The sequence below is a fragment of the Desulfobacterales bacterium genome (assembly GCA_030066985.1).
Taxonomy (GTDB): Bacteria; Desulfobacterota; Desulfobacteria; order Desulfobacterales; family JAHEIW01; genus JAHEIW01.
Genome location: JASJAN010000013.1, coordinates 48,342 through 69,010 on the forward strand (window position 1 = coordinate 48,342; position 20,669 = coordinate 69,010).

24 protein-coding genes are annotated in these 20,669 nt (G+C 48.7%); 10 read left to right on the forward strand and 14 right to left on the reverse strand.

Annotated elements, in window-relative coordinates:
* Window positions 1–13 precede the first annotated feature (13 nt).
* The 8 genes from QNJ26_08160 to QNJ26_08195 all read left to right on the forward strand — a co-directional run bounded on the left by QNJ26_08160 (window position 14) and on the right by QNJ26_08195 (window position 5,661).
* On the forward strand, window positions 14–352 hold the full coding sequence (locus tag QNJ26_08160; GenBank protein MDJ0985504.1) for a hypothetical protein: 339 nt from the start codon (window positions 14–16) through the stop codon (window positions 350–352).
* Between the two features lie 14 nt (window positions 353–366).
* The gene (locus tag QNJ26_08165; GenBank protein MDJ0985505.1) at window positions 367–963 is read left to right on the forward strand and encodes a DUF2284 domain-containing protein; all 597 of its coding nucleotides are present in this window, start codon (window positions 367–369) and stop codon (window positions 961–963) included.
* 227 nt (window positions 964–1,190) lie between these two features.
* Window positions 1,191–2,126 (forward strand): uroporphyrinogen decarboxylase family protein, encoded by a 936-nt coding sequence (locus QNJ26_08170; protein MDJ0985506.1) that lies wholly within the window; start codon window positions 1,191–1,193, stop codon window positions 2,124–2,126.
* 126 nt (window positions 2,127–2,252) lie between these two features.
* On the forward strand, window positions 2,253–2,654 hold the full coding sequence (locus tag QNJ26_08175; protein ID MDJ0985507.1) for a hypothetical protein: 402 nt from the start codon (window positions 2,253–2,255) through the stop codon (window positions 2,652–2,654).
* 80 nt (window positions 2,655–2,734) lie between these two features.
* The gene (locus QNJ26_08180; GenBank protein ID MDJ0985508.1) at window positions 2,735–3,031 is read left to right on the forward strand and encodes a hypothetical protein; all 297 of its coding nucleotides are present in this window, start codon (window positions 2,735–2,737) and stop codon (window positions 3,029–3,031) included.
* Window positions 3,032–3,384: 353 nt separating this feature from the next.
* Window positions 3,385–3,630 (forward strand): thioredoxin family protein, encoded by a 246-nt coding sequence (locus tag QNJ26_08185; GenBank protein ID MDJ0985509.1) that lies wholly within the window; start codon window positions 3,385–3,387, stop codon window positions 3,628–3,630.
* A gap of 3 nt (window positions 3,631–3,633) precedes the next feature.
* Window positions 3,634–4,668, forward strand: coding sequence for a GTP-binding protein (locus tag QNJ26_08190; protein MDJ0985510.1), 1,035 nt, complete (start codon window positions 3,634–3,636; stop codon window positions 4,666–4,668).
* A gap of 66 nt (window positions 4,669–4,734) precedes the next feature.
* On the forward strand, window positions 4,735–5,661 hold the full coding sequence (locus tag QNJ26_08195) for an NAD(P)/FAD-dependent oxidoreductase (GenBank protein ID MDJ0985511.1): 927 nt from the start codon (window positions 4,735–4,737) through the stop codon (window positions 5,659–5,661).
* A gap of 246 nt (window positions 5,662–5,907) precedes the next feature.
* Here QNJ26_08195 and QNJ26_08200 read toward each other — a convergent pair whose 3' ends face one another.
* Together QNJ26_08200 and QNJ26_08205 are read right to left on the reverse strand one after the other, a co-directional pair.
* On the reverse strand, window positions 5,908–6,417 hold the full coding sequence (locus QNJ26_08200) for a hypothetical protein (protein ID MDJ0985512.1): 510 nt from the start codon (window positions 6,415–6,417) through the stop codon (window positions 5,908–5,910).
* 414 nt (window positions 6,418–6,831) lie between these two features.
* A complete protein-coding gene (locus QNJ26_08205; protein MDJ0985513.1) occupies window positions 6,832–7,284 on the reverse strand; it encodes a hypothetical protein in 453 nt (150 codons plus the stop codon).
* A gap of 222 nt (window positions 7,285–7,506) precedes the next feature.
* Between QNJ26_08205 and QNJ26_08210 the strand changes: the two genes are divergently transcribed.
* Entirely contained in the window at window positions 7,507–7,857 is a 351-nt protein-coding gene (locus QNJ26_08210; protein ID MDJ0985514.1) for a hypothetical protein, read from the forward strand.
* 73 nt (window positions 7,858–7,930) lie between these two features.
* Window positions 7,931–8,161: a hypothetical protein gene (locus tag QNJ26_08215; GenBank protein ID MDJ0985515.1), complete on the forward strand. Its 231-nt coding sequence runs from the start codon at window positions 7,931–7,933 to the stop codon at window positions 8,159–8,161.
* Window positions 8,162–8,173: 12 nt separating this feature from the next.
* On the opposite strand, the gene QNJ26_08220 is transcribed toward QNJ26_08215, so the two are convergent.
* The 12 genes from QNJ26_08220 to cbiD form a co-directional block, all read right to left on the reverse strand.
* Window positions 8,174–9,472, reverse strand: a complete 1,299-nt coding sequence (locus tag QNJ26_08220) for an NADH:flavin oxidoreductase (protein MDJ0985516.1) — start codon at window positions 9,470–9,472, stop codon at window positions 8,174–8,176.
* On the reverse strand, window positions 9,472–10,002 hold the full coding sequence (locus tag QNJ26_08225; protein MDJ0985517.1) for a cob(I)yrinic acid a,c-diamide adenosyltransferase: 531 nt from the start codon (window positions 10,000–10,002) through the stop codon (window positions 9,472–9,474). The genes QNJ26_08220 and QNJ26_08225 overlap by 1 nt, the downstream gene beginning before the upstream one ends.
* Before the next feature lie 452 nt (window positions 10,003–10,454).
* On the reverse strand, window positions 10,455–11,411 hold the full coding sequence (gene cbiB / locus QNJ26_08230; protein MDJ0985518.1) for an adenosylcobinamide-phosphate synthase CbiB: 957 nt from the start codon (window positions 11,409–11,411) through the stop codon (window positions 10,455–10,457).
* Window positions 11,411–12,538, reverse strand: coding sequence for a pyridoxal phosphate-dependent class II aminotransferase (locus QNJ26_08235; GenBank protein MDJ0985519.1), 1,128 nt, complete (start codon window positions 12,536–12,538; stop codon window positions 11,411–11,413). Before QNJ26_08235 ends, cbiB begins: the two co-directional genes overlap by 1 nt.
* The gene (gene cobS / locus QNJ26_08240; protein ID MDJ0985520.1) at window positions 12,532–13,260 is read right to left on the reverse strand and encodes an adenosylcobinamide-GDP ribazoletransferase; all 729 of its coding nucleotides are present in this window, start codon (window positions 13,258–13,260) and stop codon (window positions 12,532–12,534) included. Before cobS ends, QNJ26_08235 begins: the two co-directional genes overlap by 7 nt.
* Before the next feature lie 189 nt (window positions 13,261–13,449).
* Entirely contained in the window at window positions 13,450–13,980 is a 531-nt protein-coding gene (gene cobU, locus QNJ26_08245) for a bifunctional adenosylcobinamide kinase/adenosylcobinamide-phosphate guanylyltransferase (protein MDJ0985521.1), read from the reverse strand.
* A gap of 148 nt (window positions 13,981–14,128) precedes the next feature.
* Complete coding sequence (locus QNJ26_08250) at window positions 14,129–15,637, reverse strand: cobyric acid synthase (GenBank protein MDJ0985522.1); 1,509 nt, start codon at window positions 15,635–15,637, stop codon at window positions 14,129–14,131.
* 15 nt (window positions 15,638–15,652) lie between these two features.
* Window positions 15,653–16,546 carry a precorrin-3B C(17)-methyltransferase gene (gene cobJ / locus QNJ26_08255; protein MDJ0985523.1) on the reverse strand — a complete coding sequence of 298 codons (894 nt, stop codon included), beginning with the start codon at window positions 16,544–16,546 and terminating at the stop codon, window positions 15,653–15,655.
* On the reverse strand, window positions 16,438–17,505 hold the full coding sequence (locus tag QNJ26_08260) for a cobalt-precorrin 5A hydrolase (GenBank protein MDJ0985524.1): 1,068 nt from the start codon (window positions 17,503–17,505) through the stop codon (window positions 16,438–16,440). The genes cobJ and QNJ26_08260 overlap by 109 nt, the downstream gene beginning before the upstream one ends.
* Complete coding sequence (gene cobM / locus QNJ26_08265; protein MDJ0985525.1) at window positions 17,506–18,285, reverse strand: precorrin-4 C(11)-methyltransferase; 780 nt, start codon at window positions 18,283–18,285, stop codon at window positions 17,506–17,508.
* Window positions 18,286–18,288: 3 nt separating this feature from the next.
* A complete protein-coding gene (gene cbiE, locus QNJ26_08270; GenBank protein ID MDJ0985526.1) occupies window positions 18,289–19,530 on the reverse strand; it encodes a precorrin-6y C5,15-methyltransferase (decarboxylating) subunit CbiE in 1,242 nt (413 codons plus the stop codon).
* Window positions 19,531–19,556: 26 nt separating this feature from the next.
* The gene (cbiD, locus tag QNJ26_08275) at window positions 19,557–20,669 is read right to left on the reverse strand and encodes a cobalt-precorrin-5B (C(1))-methyltransferase CbiD (protein MDJ0985527.1); all 1,113 of its coding nucleotides are present in this window, start codon (window positions 20,667–20,669) and stop codon (window positions 19,557–19,559) included.

Sequence of the window (20,669 nt, forward strand, 5' to 3'; positions counted from 1 at the left end):
ATTGCGGTGCACCTTGGCTTCTCAAAAACCGAAATGGATATGTGTAACAGTTGAACCGGGCATCTGCGGCTTTGCGTGTGTTATCAAGGCCCGCAAAACAGGTGCTCGCCAGGTTTCGCTCGAAATTACCGGTTCGGATTGCGAGCAGATTCAAAGACTGGCCGAGCGCCTAACAACTTTATCGATTAAAGAGCTTTTCACACCGCTGAGCCGCAATCCGGTTTATGTCGCAACTGAAAAGTCGGGCTGCCACCTGTCCTGTGCGATTCCGGCGGCGATCATCAAAGTGGCTGAAGTGGCGCTGGAGCTGGCACTTCCGCAGGAAGTTCATATCAAATTCGAAGCGTGTTAGGAGTGCAACAAGTAATGCCTAAATCAAAAGTGGTACCGTTTAAAGCCGGTGAAGGTATTTCTCAGGCCTTAACCGAACGCCTGCTGGAAAAAGGCCGGTCTTATGGCCTCAATGCAATATTCCCGTTCAGTATCGATAAAATAAAGGTAGCCGAATGGGTCCATCTGAAATGCCGTTACGGCTGTAACCAGTATAATACGAACTGGTGCTGCCCCCCGGCCACACCGGATCCGGATAAAGTTCGTGCGATTCTGTCTGAGTATTCCACCGCGTTGCTTCTGGTGGGAACCACCAATTGTTCGGACTTTTACATGAACAATGAACGCAAGCGAACCTCTCAAGTTCGCTGCTGGAAGGGTACCATCAGCCTGGAGCGCATGTTGTTTCTTGAGGGCTATTACAAGGCGTTTAGTCTTGTAGGGGAGTGCTGCGCGCTTTGTAAGGAATGCGCATACCCGGATGATTGCCGGTTTCCGCAGGAAAAGAGACCGTCGGTGGAATCATTTTCCATTGATGTCATTGGCACCTTAAAAAATTTGGGAACGACTTCAACGGTTGCCGCCAAAACATGTGAAACCTACAGCTACTACGGCATAATTCTTTTAGAATAAGCCCCTGGCGGTAATAACCGAAAATGATTCTTGACAATTTTGATCGAGAATGATGTTAAGTATTAATTGTCCAACATTCATGATCACTGCAGAGAATCTGCAACTAACGATGTCTGGGATTTTTACCTAACAATGGCAATTAGACCATGAAAGGAGGTGATGAATAAAACGTTTATACAATTTTATGTAGAAACGTGACCCCTAATTAAAAAGAAAGGAGATTCCCAATGGCCAAACAATTGTTGATCGACGCCTATCGGGGGAAAAGAACGGAAAAGCCACCCTGGGTGCCATACGCAGGGGTTCACTGCGCCTTTTTGATCAATGAACCTGCTGACAAAATGCTACAGGATCCCGAACTGCTGGCGAAAGGAGTCGTTAATGCCGCCAAGAGATACAAAGCGGACGGGATTCCTCTGGTATTCGATCTTTCCGTCGAAGCCAATTCCATTGGTTGTGACCTGAAATGGTGGCCCGACAATGTACCCTCTGTTACGAATCACCCCTGTTCCGATAAGACTCCCAAAGATGCCGGGCTCCAAATGCCCACCAAAGAATCGGGTCGTTGGCCGGTGCTTTATGAAGCCGCCAGAATTGCCAAACCCCAACTGGATGAACTCGATTGCGTCTTTATGGGTCTTTTTTGCGGTCCTTTGACCCTGGCTTCCCATCTGGCCGGTGTGCGCATCTTTACCGATGTTTACAAGAATCCAGAATTTGCCGCCGATGTGATCAAATTTGCCGGTGAAGTCGGCGCGGAAGCTGCAAAGTTCTATGCCGAAATGGGTGCAGAGATAATTGCCATCGTCGATCCGGTGGCCTCCCAGATTAAATCCGAGACCTTCCAGCAATTTGTCACCCCCAATTCGCAACCCGCCATTAAAGCGATTCATGATGCCGGAGCGACCTCATCATTTTTCATTTGTGGCGACTGTACCAAAGTCATGGAAGATGTCTGTAAGATTGGTACCCACGGTTTTGCCATTGATGAACAGCTCAATATGAATTTTGTGAGGGACCTGGCGCGCAAACACGGGGTTGGCTTTGGCGGCAATCTAAAGCTGACGCTGGCCCTGAGCCTCGGATTGTTGTCTCCCCGAGAGGATGCGATTGTCAGCTTGGCTGCAGGTGGGCAAGAAGGTTATACCTTCGCCCCTGGCTGAGATATGCCTTACGATGTTCCGGTGGAACATATGGATCAGGCAATCGAAGCCAAAGAATGGTTTGAACAATATTATGCCAAGTATCCGGAATCTTGGTAAACACTCATAGAAAGGAGGATTCGGATCATGGCAGACAAAATTACCATTGATGTTCTGACACTGGACAGTGTGCAGTGCGCTGCCTGCGGCTACATGATGGAGTCCATAGCCGCCTTGCCATCTGATGTACAGGATATGATCGTATACAAAGAGTGGTCGATCAAAAACAAAGACGGCATCGGCAAGTTTATGGAGCTTCAGGGTAAAGTGTTGCCGACCATCTGTATCGAGCGGGATCTGGTTTTTGAGAGTATCATTCCGCAATATGAGGAATTGATCGATGAGATGGCCAAACGGGCGCCCAATGACGACATGCGTGATCGTATCCAGTCCCTGCGCGAAAAAGGATTTGAGTTCGATAAAATTCAGGAGAATCTGAAAAAAGCAGGCGCCGGGTTGGCGACACGCACCGATTCCAAAGTCGAATGATAACCGCATAAACATGTGCAAGCCGGGCCCTGCAAAAGGCCCGGCTTGTTTAATTTTTAAGAAGGGGAGATGTATTCATATTGGAAATAAATGAAGCGGTTGAAGAACTGAAAACGTTTGTCCTCAAACACGGCTTGCCCCAAACGGATATGGCACTATTTGGCATCATGTGCCCCTATTGCGGAAAATCCGATCGCATCCGGCAGTTGGAAGAACCGGATGCATTGAACGAGAAGATAGATTCAGAAAATATGGCAATCTATTTCAGTCTTTGGGAAAAACTCACCCGCGCTAACGGATCACTGGGTGTCTGTAAATTTTGCCAGAATCTTCTACTGCTGCAAGATAAGGCTAGTGCAGTACCTTTGTATGAGTGACCCATTAGCGGCGGTATTATATTTTGGATAGTTGAGTTTTTTAAACAACGCTTGGTTCAAAGGTTCAGCGTTCAAAGATTCGAAAGTTGTTTAACAGAAGACAGATATCAGAGGTCAGATGACAGATGAAAACCGGCGAATCGGGCAGCCCTCGGCTCGACTACCTTCGACTGGAGCTACATTCTGTATGAGCTCATGTCGAAGGCAGGCCGAAAGAAGCACGTCGTATGCTGTAGCTGCCAGAAACACTGAACCCTGAACCTTTGAACCTGACCCCTGAACACTGAAACCATAATTGTTACAACTTTTGTAGCATTTTTAATGGACGTAACACGATCAAAGAGGAGATTTACATGAAAGTCGAAGTATTAGGGCCCGGCTGCAAGCGCTGTGACCAGTTGTATGAAAACGCCCAAAATGCGGTGGCCGAATTGGATTCCCCAGGGGATATCGAAGTTATAAAAATAGGAGATGTCAATTACTTTGCCAAAATGGGGGTGTTCATGACACCAGGGCTGGTGATTGATGGCGAGGTGATTTCAACCGGCAAAGTGCTGAGCCCCAACCAAATCAAGCAAAAGATTACGGAGAAGATGTAAAGCATGTCCGATGTCACCCGTGTATATTTGATTACCGGTTTTTTAGGCAGTGGTAAGACCACCTTTCTGAATCGCATTATTCAGCAGTTTCCCAAGGATAAAAAACTGACCCTGCTGGTTAATGAATTTGGTGAAGTTGGCGTGGATGGTACCCTGGTGGAAGGCGATGATATTGATATGATGGAAATCAGCAAGGGCTCGATTTTCTGCGTTTGTGTCAAAACCGATTTTATAAAAGGTCTTTATGAGCTCAACACCAAAATACAACCGGATGTAATGCTGATAGAATCAACGGGTGTGGCTAACCCCTCTGATTTAAAAAGAGATTTGAAACTGCCCATATTTAATGACCGCTTTGAATTCATGGAACAATTTTGCGTGATCGATGCGGCCCACTTTCTAGATGCTTACGGCGTCTATGCCTCTTTGGAAAAACAGATTGCTTCTTCCACTGTATTTATCATGAATAAGATTGATAACGCCTCGCCGGAAACGATCCAGGAAACGAAAAATGTTATTCGGCAGTTTCATCCCGATCCCTCATTTTTTGACACGACCTACGCCGACATCCCCTTGGAAGAATTTTTTGATTTCGCCGTTCAGGAACCATTTGAAACACTAGCACCGGAACCCGAAAAGGCAGCAATGCCTGTTCTTTCGGAGAATGCCCTGGACCAATTTATTGATGATCTCCTGGACAGCCCGGATCTTGAAATTACGCCGCCAGATACGCTCATGTCTGTGACCTATTCCTGGAACGGAAATGATCTGAAGCAGATCAGCGCCTTGGCAGAGGCTTTGCCGCCTTCAGTTATCAGAGCCAAAGGATTTGTGGAAGAAAAAGGGGATATGTATTTATTCAGCTATGTCATGGGCGATTGGTCCATGGAAAAAACCAAAGTGCCCAGGGATCGCATCAAACACAAAAACATGGTTGTTTTTATCGGTCCGCCCGAATCGATGGAAGGCATCGAAGAGGCGTCCAAAACAGGTGATTGGACTGGCAAGGGCGTGTTTCAACCGTACACGCAATCCTGAGTAAGCAGCAACTTAATTTTTACGATCACAGCAATTGTTGCCAGTTTAAATAACAAAGGACTAACAATGTCTGAAAACCCTTATGACTTGATGATATTGGGTGCAGGGCCCGCCGGTATTGCGGCCGCATTATACGGACAACGCCTGGGATTAAAAACAATAGTTTTTGGCGATATACCGGGGGGCAGTTCGTATATGATCGAACATCTGGCGAATTTCCCCGGACTGATGGAAGGGGCTACCGGCACGCAGTTTGGCACGAGGGCATTCCAGCAGGCCCAGAAAGAAGGGGCTAACTTTACATTGACGCGTTTGGAAAACTTCAGCCATAAGGATAATGTCTTTGTCGGTGTCGATGTTGATGGCAACGAATATACGGCTTGGAGCGCAATTGTTGCCACCGGGCGGGTGCCCAAAAGATTGGCGGTTGCCAATGCCACTTTAAGAGGCGTTCATTTTTGTTCGATTTGTGACGGTCCTTTATACAGAGGGAAAAATGCCACCCTGGCGGTTGTCGGCAGCGATAATACTGCTGCCCAGCATGCGATCACCCTCGCTCGGACTGCCGATAAAGTTCTTCTCATCTGCCGCAGCAATACCCTTAAAATGGATGCCGTTCATAAAGACCAGATCGAGGAGCAAAGCAATATTACCTTGATGACAGACACGGAGGTTTGCGGATACGACGGTCAGGAGTTTGTCGAAACGATTGCGGTGGCATCAAAGGAAAAAGGACAGCAGGACTTGGCGGTTGATGGGATTTTCCTCGCCATCGGATGGCGGCCGAACATATCGGTACTTAAACTGGAGGTTGAAAAAACGGCAGAAGGCTATCTGGTTACCAATGATCAACTCATGACATCAGTTCCCGGGCTTTTTGCAGCCGGTGACATACGGGACACCGATATGTGGCAGGTGCTGACCGCCTGTGCCGATGGTGCCCGGACTGCCAAATATGCAGCCGAATATCTAGAAAAATTAAACCAAGCCTAATCGCGTACGGCTTTCATTTTTATACCGCTTTAACCAGTTAAGCCGGCAGGCCCTGGACATTGCGAACGGCTCCTGCTAATGCCTCCATATCCGTAAGAATTAGGAGCGGTCTTAAAAATAGTAGATCACGTCCAAGGGCGCGGCGCAAAACCGATTCAAAAACGGAGTATACACGTTAGTATTTGAGTATTTTGAATCGGTTTTTAACAATGCCCTTGGGCGTTAGATACCTTTTTAAGACCGCTCCTAGAATTTTTGCTCCCGGATGCCTGAATAAACCGCCTTGCAAATTCCTGAAACACCCCCTTGCAGCCCATCCGGGTTTTTAAATCCCTCTGTGCCCTTTAAATTCTCGATATAGGCTTGCGCATCTGCCAAAGTCTGCCAGGCATCATTTCTATCGGCATCGGGTCGGATACGAAATAACCATCCGTTGCCGTATGGATCTGCTAAAGCCAGTGAAGGGCTTTGTTTTGCTTCCGGGTTAAAAAAAACAATTCCCGCAACGGGGGTAGAGATGTATAAAATCTTACCGGTAATCGCAAATACCACATCCTGACCATCCGTGACGGAGACCTGATCTTCGACCAGCCAGTCCAGATCATTGACGCCGCCGGCCAGAATCAATGCGGGTTGGGTCAGGCCGAAAACAAGGTCCTGATCTTGCGCCTGGGCCCATAAACCCTGTTTTAAATGATATCTTCGATCCTCCGGGATCTCGACACGCTGACCTAGAAACTTTTCAATGACTGCCATTTTCCCTCCGCATTAGGATGCCATCAGGGCTTGACCGTGAATTTATATCCTCTGCCTGTTTTAATTAGCGCTTTAAATCTATAAATGTCAAGGAGCTGGCATTTGAACGGTGTCCTATTGGCGCTGCCATTGGATTCTGTGATTCGATGGTTTGATTCCTAAAATCAGCTTTAAGTTTATTGACCACATTCCAAGATTAATATTATACAATTTAGCATAGTTCATTACGGATACTGACGATCCGGTTTTGCAAGAGGTGTATGTTTTTATAAACTGGGCAATACCCGGCAGGCGACTGAAGATCTGGCGGCAGCAGCTATGCTGGGTTGTGAAGCGGCTGAATTTTGGAGTCGATACGATAGAAAAAAATCCAAAAATCTGATGAAGATATCGGATCCTAAATGAGTGCTTGGGTTATCCTTTGGATATTTCAATGAGATCAAGTATTTGATCAATCAGATGGATATCGGCTTTATCCAAATTAGCAATTAAATCCACACCAGCTCGATATAATTCTTCGTGATTTGGCGGTAAGCCTGTGCTGCCCACCACCAGTCGAATATCTCCACCCTCGTCTGCCTGAAGTGTCTCGGCCAGCTTGATGACCAACGGCTGAAAGGTGACATCGCTTACACAGACGCACATAATATGGACATCATTGTCAATTGCCAATCGGGCGGCTTGTAAGGGAGCCTGGTTCGCTGGACCGATATCAACATCAAATCCGCATTCGGCCAAATAAGCGGCCAGCGGTTTTGTCCAACGGCTGAAGGGTTCACCTTCCAGAGGCGCCAGAAGGATTCGCGGTCTTCTGCCCTCCTGCTGAACTAGGGTATGTATTCTGTTTTCGATTTGACTGGTATTCATGGTGTTTACCTTAATTTTAGCAGGTACATCAATTTATTTAAAAGGGCGTCTGATGTCAAACAAATGCCAGCATCCACCGATCCGAGACGTAATTCTTACGATACGGTCGCATTGAAAATGCTGACCGCCTGTGATATCTATTTAGCCATCCATCGCAGTGGATGACCGACCGTTTTTTGCGTACGTATTTAGTAATAACAATGATCATATATAAGGGCGATCATGCCATCTAAAGGCAAAGCGAAAATTGTGATAGAAGTGATGTACAAAGCCGTTTACTGTCTGCCCTGTTTTTATATGGACGAAATGGTTCAAGAGGTGTTGCCGGCTTATTCCGACCGGGTCACCTATCATCGGGTCGATATCCTCAAAGGTGAAGGCAAAAAGCGTTTTTTGGAGCTTTCCTATATGCTTTTTGGCGAAGAAGGCGTTCACAAAAATCTCCGACTGGCACCGGTTCCTTCTCTGTGGATAAACGGGGAGCTCTTCTTTGACGCAATACCCCCGCAGTTTGAACTGGAAGAGGCCCTTGATGAAGTACTCAACAAACAAATCAATTCCGAGGAAAATTAGCAATCAGATGGCTGCTGACAAAATTCACCTGGAGGTCTTCCACGAAGGCGAGCACTGAGTCCCCTGTGTTTACATGACCCGTGTGGTCGAAGCGGTAGCGTTAGAATATGGCGACAGCTTGAACTGGGAAAAAATTGTCACCAAGGATTTAGCGGGTGCTAAGAGATACCAAGATTTTTCAAAGGCCCTCGGCAGACCGGCGCCCGTCCCCTGCATTGTCATAGAGGGCAAGCTGGTTTTTGACGCTACGCCCAGCACCGAGGCGTTAAAAGCCTGTATCGATCGATTTTTAAAAACGGCTTGAACCACTGCAGATTTATTTTTTTGTGGCATCGGCCGCGTATTCCTTCAAAAGCTCGGATATGGCCTTACTAACTTTTAAGTGATCTTCTGAACCCAGCGGAAAGGACGGGCCGCGATCCATTATTTTTTCTTCCTGAACAATTTGAATCTTGACCACCGGGATAAAGCTGGCATCCCATTGTTCCAGGCCGATGGATACTTGATAGCCGGTACCGGGTGGATGCGGCAGGCTGGCCGGGACCGTTTTTGAAATCTGCGGGAAAAACGATTCCACCGGCTCTGCCTCAAGTGGCACGCAGGATACGCCCTTACCCTGCTTGATTTGTTCAAAGCAGTTATTGCATGAAATGCATTCTGCCTCCAGTAAATCGCCGGCCTTCCAACGATTAATCAGGTCGGGATCCCGGATAAATGGGCGTGACATGGAAATATAATCGGCCACGCCGTCTTCTAAAAGACGCGTGGCAACCGCTAAAGATCTTATGCCACCGACCAGGATCAACGGGACCGTGATTTTTCCCTTAAAGGCCCGGGCCTCATTCTCAAAATAAGCTTCGACCGCATCCGTATCTATTTTACTCTGCATGATATTCGGATTGTTTAAGAGCCCGCCGCTTAATTCAATCGCATCAATTCCTTCTTCCTCGAGCATCATCCCCACCTGCAGAGAATCTTCCAAAGTAAGGCCGTTCTCGACGAAATCCTGGCAATTGAGTTTCACCAAAACCGGATAGTCTTCACCGGTGTGATGACGGACGGACTGCAGGACTTCCAAAAGCGCTCTGGCGCGATTGCGGATATTGCCGCCGTATGCATCGCTGCGGTCGTTATAGCGGGGGCAGAGCAGCTGGCTCAGAAAAAATCCGTGGGCTGCAAAAATCTGCACACCGTCGAAACCCGCTGTTTTGGCTCTCATCGCAGCGATGCCGTAGGCGGCAGCCAGCTCTTTATAATCGACAACGGTCATTTTCCTGATCCGCGATTTCGACAGGTAGGCGCCGCCATACCCCAGCTGTAAGACAATCTTAGCGCCGTTTTCATGGACTGCTTGCGTCACGGCCTTAAGCCCAGGGATCATCTCATCATTGTGAATACCCAACTGCCAGGGAGAGTGCTGCCCATCCGGGCGAACATAGGCATGGCCGGTTATAATCAGCCCGACACCGCCGGCCGCCAGTCTTGCCATTAAATCAACTAATTTGGAAGTGCTGGCACCATCATCCGATGCCAGACCTGCCCAGGTTGCCGAGCGTACAAATCGGTTGTCTAACACCATGCCATTTATTTCGCTTTGTTCAAAAAACCTCGTCATTACTTTTCTATCCCCACTCTGGCAGGGACACCTTTTTCGAAATAGTGCTTTACGGGCAACATCTCGGTAACCAGATCGGCGATTTCAATCACTCGCGAAGAAGCATGTCTTCCGGTGATCACCATCTCTACATCATAAGGTTTATTTACCATAAGTCCGAGGAGGTCCTGTTCCCGGAGGAGTCCATATTTGACGGCCACATTGGCCTCCTCCAGGATGATGACTTTGTATTCTTCTGAAGCCAGGATGGATTTAACCTGCTTGAGACCTTTCTGAGCCGCTGCAATATCCTCGGGCAAAGGCTTCCCGTCCGTGAAACGGCCCAGTCCGAATTGCTCGACGGTAATCAAATCGGAATAGCGTCTGAGTGCTTTAATTTCGCTGTAGTCCCCCCTTTTGATAAACTGCGCAATATAAACCTTTAATCCGGCACCTGCCGCCCGAATGGAGAGGCCGATGGCGGCCGTCGTTTTACCTTTGCCATTCCCCGTGTAAACCTGAATGTATCCTCTCGTTTCGTTTTTATCCATGTGAGTTTCCTCTGCTCCAAGGATTAAAGATACATAACCATTTCATCAGAAACATGCAACTGATTTGCCCCGCAAGCGGAATTCGCATCTGATTTTTTAAATTAGAGTACAACACGGTCTCCGATAAATGCTCAAAATCATTAAGCGAGCTAAAGTTTAAAGTGATCTAAAGTGACTAAAGTTGTGGCATTTTAGTTCACTTTAGGCACTTTTAGCCTTTGAACCTTATCGGCGGCTTTGGCGCCAATTCTAATCAAATTTTCCTTTTGCTGATGGTGCCTGCATTTTTACACCGGGCACAAAATCAACCGGATAGATAAACGAAGTCATTCCGATATTAAACGGATATAGGCCTTTGTAGCATTTGCTCAACGAAAGATACACGTCGATAAAGAGTGTCATGTTTGGTGTGTCGTATTGGTTATATGATTCTGTATGAGCATGTCTGATTGCTAAACACTAAACACGGCTTTTATTCCCCAGACGATGCCCAGCCACAGTATCGACGACAGCATCATGATGTCACAAGATCGCTTAATGTGTTCAATTTTAGTCTGGCCGAAACGAACACCGATGTAGGGTTTGTCGACAAGTTTGCCGTTGTATGTGTTGGGTCCGTTTAGTTTAACTGCCAGAGCGCCCGCAAATGCCGCCTCCGGTAATCCGGCATTGGGGCTGGAGTGATTGCGGCCTTCCCGCACAGCGGTTTTAAATGCGCGTGTGCCTTTACCGGCAAGAAGCTCAGATGCCAGCGCAATGATTGGAATCGAGAGTCGCGCCGGCACATAGTTTAAAATATCATCCAGCCTTGCCGCCGTTTTTCCAAAATGCGCGTATGTTTCATTTTTATAACCAATCATAGAGTCTAGTGTGTTGACCATTTTATAGGCCATTGCCATAGGAGCGCCGCCAATGGCCGCAAAGAAGATAGGTGCAATCACGCCGTCAACCAGATTTTCAGCGACTGTTTCTACAGCAGCCCGGGCAACGCCGTCTGCTCGATAATTATTTACGTCCCGGCCGACAATCAAAGCCACTTTCGATTTGGCGTCCGCCAACCTTTCCTGCTGGAGACAGCGGCTGACTTCCATGGCAGCATCCTGGAGAGATCGCGCCGAGAGGCAGTAATAAATAAGAATAATTTCAATACTGATTTTTACCATGGGTTGAAAGGTCTGCGCCACAAAAAGCAGCAATGCTGTCAGGCCCCAGATGCCGAATACCAGTGTTGCCGTAAAAACTGCACCGGAAAGGGTAACGGTCAGAGGCAGTCTGCGGAAAGGCGCTTCAAGGCTTTCGATGGACTTTCCCATCCATCGTACCGGGTGCGGTAAAAATCTTGGGTCACCCAAATAGAGGTCCAGCGCAAAAGCAGCCGGCAAAACCACCCATGCAGGGAAAAAATCCATTATCCGCCAATACCTACTCTTTTTTCTGTTGCCCGGCTTTGGCCTGTTATTTCTTGAAGCATTTCGACTAGCGTTTGAGCGAGCATGGCATTGTGTTGCGGCAATTTCAAGGATACACGGATATGACGTTCAGACAATCCTTTGAAATTGCTGCAATTTCGAATCATAATGCTGTGTTCGGCCAAACGCCAGCAAACCTCGTCTGCATTTAAATTATGGTGTAAGCGTGCAACAAAATAATTTGTTTTACTTGGATATACCGTAATGCCGGCGATATCTTCGAATGCCGCCAAAAATCGGTTTCGTTCCACCTTGATCATTTGGTTTGTTTTTTTCAGAAACACGTCCATCTCATCTTTTTGGGCCATGAGATAACCAGTTGCCAATTGGGCAAGGCTGTTGACACTCCATGGCTGCAGATACCGCTTCAATTGTCTAATCCGTTGCCCAGATGATACCACAAACCCAATCCTCAAACCGGGGATGGCAAATATTTTGGAAATGGAAATCAAAACAATCAGATTGGCCAGATTCTGCCGACGAATGCTTTTTTCGTCAGCGCCCTCTATAAATGACAAATAGGATTCATCGACGATAAAAATCGTGTCCGGATGGGCCCGGCAAAGTGCCTTGAGGTCATCTGCCGGTATGAGTGAACCGGTTGGGTTGTTGGGGTTGCAAATAAATACACAATCGACATCATCCAAAACCTTTTCTATGGCATTCAGGTTTGGCTGAAAATTTTGTGATTCCTCTGCAATCATAAAAAACGTCTCGACATGATTTAGCCGACAGGCATCGGCATAATCGGAATACGTCGGACCGACGATTAGCGCTTTTTTTATCCCCAGCGCTTGCGGGAGTGTATAGATGAACTGAGTAGTGCCGTTACCGGCTAACACCCGATCCGAATCAATATGGTTCTGATCGCTAAAAACCATTGATATTTCCCTGCTGTCTACTTCAGGGAATCTGCCGATGGCATCGATATGGTTTGTTAAGTATCTGATTAAACCCGGGGGAGGGCCAAGCGGGTTGATATTGCTGCTCATGTCAATGATTTGTTGTGGAGAGCAGCCCAGTTGTTTTGCCAGTTCAATTCGATTACCGCCATGACCCTTTAGCATAATAAACCTCCAATAGACATCATTAAAAATAACCCCGCTTCGGTGACCTCGGTCATCGCGCCTAACATGTCACCGGTAATACACCCCATCCGTTTGCGGTAAAATAATAAAATGGCTCCGACAATCACTGCAAACATGAGATTCAGCCAGATCGCCTTCCAACCCAATAAAAATGAGAGTCCGACCGGGATGAGCAATCCCCAATGGGTTGTCCATTTTAAGCTCTCTTTGAAAAATGGTAGGCCCGTACCGTCCGTGCGGCCATAATCCAGAAACTGCATGCCAAAAAGGATGCCGGCTCTGGCGTATGCTGGGACAATGATCAGCAGCAGACTTCTGTTTGCATCCAAGTTCAGAATGCCGCCCCACTTAAGCGCCAATCCAAACAAAATGGCAATCAGGCCCATAACGCCGATGCGGCTGTCTTTCATGATCTCAAGCGCCTGATCTTTTGAACGGGGGCTAAAAAGACCGTCAGCCGTATCGCCTAAACCGTCCAGGTGAAACGCACCGGTTAACACTGCCAGTAAGATGACATCCAACAGGGCGACCACCGGCGGTGTCCAGATTTTGGCGATCAGCGTATCGAAAAGCGCCAATAGCAGGCCCAGCAAGATGCCCACGAGGGGGAAATAGGGCACCATCTTGGGCGGTTCAAAGCTGCGGGCCTTCCCCAGCGGCAGTATGGTCATAAATTGCAGGGCGGCTATCAGGTTGCGCATCAGCCTGTTTTCTACCTTTTTGGTGTTGGTTGTCGTTTATCAGATATCAGTTTCTTCAGTTCCGCCGTTGGCTGTTCAGGTGTCAGGTTTCAGGTGTCAGCTCTTTTAACCAACCCTGACACCTGACACCTGAAACCTATCATCTTAGAAAATAATGAATACTAGCTTAAAGCATCCCATCCCAGAAAGTTACCCCGGCGGTTTAATAATCACCGGAATCCCCGCCGCCATCCAAACCACTTTGTCAGCGGTTTGAGCCGCCGCCTGATTTAAAGATCCTACCAGATCTCTGTATTGTCGGGCCAGTTTGTTTTCCGGCACGATGCCGGTTCCAACCTCATTGGAAACCAGCACAATCGGATGCGGAGCATTTTCGAGTGAGTCTATGAATCGGTGAATAGATTCTTTGATTTGTTTTTCATCCCCGATTTTCAGCAACAGGTTGCTCATCCACAGGGTCAGACAGTCGACGAGCAGCACATCTGCTTGCGGGCTGTTTGCCTCAATGGCCTCCGAAAGATGGAGCGGCTCCTCAACCGTTGTCCAATCTTGGCTGCGTTCTTTTTGGTGTTTGGCCACCCGTGTTGCCATTTCTTCATCCTGAGGTACACAGGTGGCAATAAAAACTTTTCTATCTCCAGGTATCTTTTCGGCTGCCTGCAAAGCATAAGCGCTTTTGCCGCTTCTGCAGCCGCCGATCACAAAGACAATGTCTTTCACTTTACCAATTCCGATCTTTTAATAGTGATTACGGGTAACAATATTTCGGCTGCTGGCTACTCGCCTCTTGCTCCTGGCCAGCCTGCGACGAGCTCAGCCGAGTCGAAGCCAGTGACCAGAAGCCAGTAGCCAGAGTTTGACACCTTTTTTATTCCTGATTTGCGATTAGCTTCATTATACCTTCAACATCGATATGCTTCTGAAAATGCTCGGCCAGCAGGTTGTATTCTTTGTTGCGGACTTCAATGCCGCCAACACTAAGGGCATCGATGTCGTTTAATCCGATATGGTTGAGCCAGGATTCTAGGATGGCCGGATTGTTAAACAATCCGTGAATATAGGTGCCCATGACCTTTAAATCGTCAGAGACACATCCATCTTCGTCATGGCATGGAATTTGGTTACGCTCCGTGACGCTAAACAGCGGGGTTCCAGCGGATCTAACCGTTTGACCCATGTGAATTTCATATCCCGCACCGGACCGACCGTCCCAGGAAAATTGCGTCAGGGTGGTCGTTTTGGGCGCTTTCAATATGGTTTCAGTCGGCAACAGGTCCAGTCCTTCGCTGGAGCCAGGTTGACCTTCCAGGCCTGTGGGATCATGCACGCTCTTACCCATCATCTGATAACCACCGCAAATTCCGAGCACATGACCGCCGGCGCTGACATATTCCAACAGTGCTTTGGCCCAACCGGAAGTCTGGATCCAGTCCAGATCAAAGCGGGTATTTTTGGAACCGGGCAGAATAACCGCTTTAAATCCAGTCAGGGGCTGTATTTTTTCCAGGAAATGGACGTCCAGCTGATCTAAAGTCATCAGTGGATCAAAATCGGTAAAGTTAGAGATATGCGGCAGTCTTATGACCCCAACCGCCGGATTATGACTGTTTTCAACATTTGCTTTTTTGGGGTTCTCGATGACAACCGAATCTTCAGGCTCAATCTGGATATGGTTGTACCAGGGCAGGACACCGAAAACCGGTTTGCGGGTCTTTTCTTCAATCCAACGCACCCCGTTCTCAAAAAGAGAGATATCGCCGCGAAAGCGGTTGATGACAAAGCCGCTTACCCGGGCGCGCTGTGATTGCCTCAGACACTCAAGGGTGCCGACCAATTGGGCAAAGACACCGCCGCGGTGGATGTCGGCTACCAGCAAAATAGGCGCTTGAGCATATTCGGCCATCCGGAAATTAACAATATCGTGTGGCATGAGGTTTACTTCGGCACAGGAACCGGCGCCTTCCAGGATGATCAGCTCATATTCCTGACGTAATCGATCCAGGGCGGCACAGGCTTCTTTAAATAGCTGGTCTTTTTTTTGGTGATAGGCAGCCGCAGTACTGTTTTCAATGGCGATCCCGGATAAGACGATCTGGGATCCAATTTCACTGGTGGGTTTAAGCAGGATCGGATTCATGTCGACATGGGGTGGAATTTTGGCTGCTTCCGCCTGCACGATTTGGGCACGACCCATTTCCAACCCCTCGGGTGTAACCCCCGAGTTGTTGGACATGTTCTGGGCTTTAAACGGCGCTACGCGCATACCCCGGTTTGCAAACATGCGACATAAGGCCGTAGCAACGACACTTTTGCCGACATCCGATCCGGTTCCGAAAACCGCCAGACAGCGTCCCTTTGTTTTACCTGTGACTGCCAATTTCTAAAATATCCCTTATTTGTCGAGTGTTGTCTTATCCGCGCCGACACCATACTTTTGTGCATATCCCCTTGGGGTTATCATAAAATTGAGATATCGACTGGATGCTCTGTTACCGATAAAGACGGTGGTCTGCATATCCACGTGGGCTTCATGAAGTTTTTCAAGCGCCACGATTCGGACATCCTGATGTTTGCGCATGGCGCTGACCACAATGCCAACCGGTGTGTGTTTTGTTCGATATTGAAGCAGAATCTGCTGGGCTCTTTCCAGCTGCCAGGTTCTTTTTTTACTTTTAGGATTATAGAGAACAACCACAAAATCCCCTTTGGCGGCAGCTTCAATTCGTTTTTCAATCACCTCCCAAGGGGTCAATAGATCGCTTAAGCTGATAGCCGCAAAGTCATGGGTCAAAGGCGCTCCCAGCAAAGAAGCGCCGGCGCACAGCGCAGGTACTCCGGGAATGACTTCAATTTGCAGTGCTTCTTCATCCGGGGTCATTCCCGGCGGAACAATCGCAATCTTTTTTGCCTGACAGATTTCAAAGACCAATCCTGCCATGGCATAGATCCCCGGATCGCCGCTGGAAATAATGGCGCACGAAATGCCGCTGCAAGCCGTCTCGATTGCCGCTTCAACCCGTTGTACTTCCTGGGTCATGGCCGTGCTGATGATTTGCTTGTCAGCAATCAGTGGTTGAACCAACTCAACGTAAGTTTTATAGCCGGCCACTGTGCTGACCGATTTGAGCACCTCAACGGCCCGGCCCGTCAAGTGTTCCAGGCTGCCAGGGCCGATCCCTACGATAAAAAGGTTTTTCTGGCGATGGCCACGGTGACGTTCGGGGTGGTTTGTTTGGGAACGATCAGGGTTCCCCTCTGTGATGTCAGAATTGCTGCTGCTTCGCATACGCTTTTGACTCCAACATGTTTTTCAACCATTTTTGAAGGTGTCTGAATGTCCTTTACCCGGTTGAGTTCGTCGCGACTGAAAAAATCAAGCGCCACCTTAAGGGCCTTTGCCAGATCGAGTAGACCGGCTTCATCCGCTTTGACATCTATACTGGCCAGGCGCGCTAAACTGTTACCGGCCAGATGATACTTGTTAAAGGTATCATCCAACAGGGCTTTGATCTCATGCATGGGTGTGTTGCGATTACAGCCAATGCCCGCAACCAGGCTAGCCGGACGCAAGCGCAACACATTGGATGCCAGATCGATTTGCCGGTCGCCGATATAGACTGCTGCAGCACGGTCGGCATGCGTTTCCCACTTGATGAGATCGGTTTCATCCAACTGAATGGCATTCGGTATGTCATTTTGCATAATACCAAAAGGATCATGCAAACCGATTTTCTGATCGGTCAACAACGCCATATTGACCGCTTTTATGGCCGCTGGATTTTCGATGGCCAGTTTTTTTGTTTTGGCCAAAACATCGATAGCCGGTTTGGCATTGACATCGGTGGCAGTGGTGATCACCGGGTGGGCGTCAATGATCCCAGCCACCCGGCCAGTTAAATCATTGGCTCCGCCAATATGCCCGGCCAGCAGACTGATCGCATGCCGGCCCCGGTCATCGATAACCACCACTGCCGGATCTTCGGTTTTATGTTCGATAAGCGGCGCAATCATTCTGACGACGATACCCGTGGCCATAATAAAAATATGGGCGGTGTATTGATGAAAATTCTGAGCCACTGCTTCTGACAATTTATCAAAGGTCAAAGCTGGCTGTTTATGCGGGCGAATGTTAGCGGATGTGTAAAGATCTGCCCGCGACAGCTCAGCTGTGAGTTGCTTTGCGATGGCGACGCCGTTGGGGGTAATGGCCCAAATGGCCGCTTTATGTTCATCTGTGGGCGTCATTTATTTGCGATATTGGTGTTTGAAATTTTTATCGTATAATTTGGACTTATGCCTCAATTTGCTGCGGTCAACATCTAATACCTTGCCGACGATGATGAGCGCATTGCGGGTAATCTTTTCTTTTTGAACTGTTTTCACCAGATCTTTTAAGCGGGTTAAAATGATCCGTTCTTCAGGCTGGCTGACACAGTGCACCACCGCGCAGCTGGCATCCGGGCCATACGCTTCGGATAAAATTGCCGCGACCTTTTCGGTTAAAGAGATGCTCAGATAAATCGCCATCGACGATTGGTGTTGCGCCAGAGCGGCCAGATTTTCAGATTCCGGGACGGGCGTTCTGCCGGCCATGCGCGTTAAGATAAGCGTCTGGGATATATCCGGCAGCGTATATTCGATCCCCATGGCCGCCGCCGCTGCAAAGGCCGCCGTCACACCGGGGATGACCTTGTAAGGGATCGATTTTTTTTGCAGCGCTGCCATCTGTTCCAGGATGGCGCCATATAAACTGGGGTCGCCGGTGTGCAACCGCACCACCCGCTTGCCGGCGGCATGCGCATTTTCTACTTCGGCGATGATCTCCTCAAGATGCTGTGAGGCGCTGTTGATTTTTTCGGTTTGCGTTCGAGTCCATTTGAGGATTGCTTCGGGGACCAGAGACCCAGCATATATTACCACATCGGCTTCGGCCAATGCTTTTTGGCCCTTGACCGTTATCAACTCCGGATCACCTGGGCCGGCACCAACGAATAATACAGGATGCTTTTGGGAGGGAGTTGGCATTACCTATTTCTTTCGTTTGCTGTTTCTGGCTGGGCGAATTCCGGAGATGATCCAGACCGGATTCTGGGCTTCAAACCGCTGGGCCCATGGCATCTGTTGACTGCGGTTAATTTGTACCTGAATGACATCGGTTTCAAATTTGAGCTGGTCCAGTACCGTTAGCACATCCTGCAGGTTGGGGATCAAAACCGTATTGATGACCATGCGCCCGCCGGATTTAATGTATTTGGCCGCAGCCGATACAATGGCCTTGATATCCTGGCCGCCCCCGCCGATAAAAATGCGGTCGGGCCGTGGTAAAGTCGACAGACCTCTGGGCAAAACCGATTGCACAATTTCAAGGTTTTGCACGTTGAATTGTTTTTTATTATCTTGAATGTGTTTAACCCGAACAGGATTTTTTTCGACAGCAATAATTTTTCCCTTCTTAATGAACAGGGAGGCCTCGATCGAGATCGCGCCACTGCCGGCCCCCAGATCCCAGAGGGTGTGGTCTGTTGCCAGCCTTAATTTTGAAAGCGCAATGACTCTTATTTCCGATTTGGTGATCAGCCCCCCGTGATGGTCGTAGCGGGCTTCCGGTGCGCCAAGGCAAACTGGCCGACGGGCGCCGGGTTTCAGAGGGCGGCGCTTGAGCACGACCATATTGGGATCAATAAATACCATCCCGGCCGCTTTATCCAGAGGGTACCAGCGAAAGCGTTCAGCATCGCTGCCCAGAGCTTCGAGCACGCACATCTTAAAATTTAAAAACTCCTTTTCAATCAGGCGCTTTGCCAGCCAGGCCGGATTTTTAATGGGATCGGTGAAAACCGCAATTTTATTTTCGCTTTCCAGGGCCCGAAATAGCTCGCCTTCGTTTGGCCGGCCGTGCAGGCTGATGACCCGCGCATCGTTCCATGATTCTTTGATGCGTGCAAAAGCCGCTGCCACAGAATTGATATTGGGAAATATACGAATGTTTCGGGCGCCCAGGGCATCTGTCAACCGGTGGCCGATACCATAAAACAGCGGATCACCGGATGCCAGAACCACTATTTTTTGGTTTTTGCATTTTCTCTTGATAAACGCGATGATACTGTCGATGTTTTTGCGGATCGGTTTTTTTTGGGTGGGCAGATCCTTAAAGTGCGCCAACAGTCGTCGACCGCCTACTAAAATATCGGCCTTTGCAATAATGCGGCGATGCCGGGCGGTTAAATCTTCAGGGCCCATACCCATACCGATAATGTTGATGCGCTTCATAGTTTTCTTCCTAAGAATACAATCCTCTAATCTTTGGTCGAGTCAAACGCCACCTTTCCACTATAATCAAAAATGACACACTGAATTTGAGCCGTCTGGCCTGCAAACATTTTTGCTGCTGAAATAGCTTTTTTGCCCACATGAGCGACTACCACAGGGTAATTTGGGTAAATCATATCAAACGCATGCCGCGCTGTATTGGCGGCTGAAATACCGGCGCTCAGCATTGAATCCTGGGTGACCTGCAGCGTCCAATTTGCAAGTTTATCGAGCGTCAGTCTTGATTTTGCAGCATGGGTATGCGGGACACCCTGGGCCATTTTTACCGCCTTGCCAAAAAAGACGCCCAGCGTGATCTGCACAATGTCTAAGCCGGCAGCCATTTCCAGAGACTGTTTGAAAAAATCTCCAATTTGGACGAAGGCTTCTTCCGCTAAATGCGGCCATAACTGCTGGGCATACCGCTCGCTGCGCCGCCCGGTTGTTAGCACCACCCGCTTGTTTCCCGACGCGCGCGCAACCGACAGAGCGGACTCAATGGTGGCGATAAATGCATCATGGGACATGGGGCGAACAAGCCCGGTGGTTCCCAAAATGGAAATTCCGCCCAAAATGCCCAGGCGCGCATTCAGGGTTTTTTTGGCAATTTCCTCTCCTTTGGGCACAAAAACCTCAACCGCCGCCGCACGCTGAATATTATGTTCGCTTAATGTTTCGTGAATGGCCTGATGGATCATCTTGCGAGGGCCGGAATTAATCGCCGGCTCCCCTGGCGGCATCTCCAGCCCCGGTTTTGTTATTTTGCCGACTCCGGTGCCGCCGGTTATCTGAACAGCCGTATGGCCTTTGCTTGCCAAACTGCTGTCCGAAGGCGGCTTCTCCAGCGTCACCATTGCGCCAATTTCAGCCTTGTGGGTGACATCCGGATCATCACCGGCATCTTTAATCACCGTGCATCGGGCGCTATGTTTTGACAGTCGTTCGCAATCGTGGATGGCAATGGTCATTTGTTGACCGGTTAACAGCTCGATCTTGACGCTTTTCGGCGCTTTGTTTTTCAGCAGATAAACCAAGGCGCCTTTTGCCGCTGCTGCAGCGGCGGTTCCAGTAGTAAAGCCACTTTTTAATTTGCGTCTCAT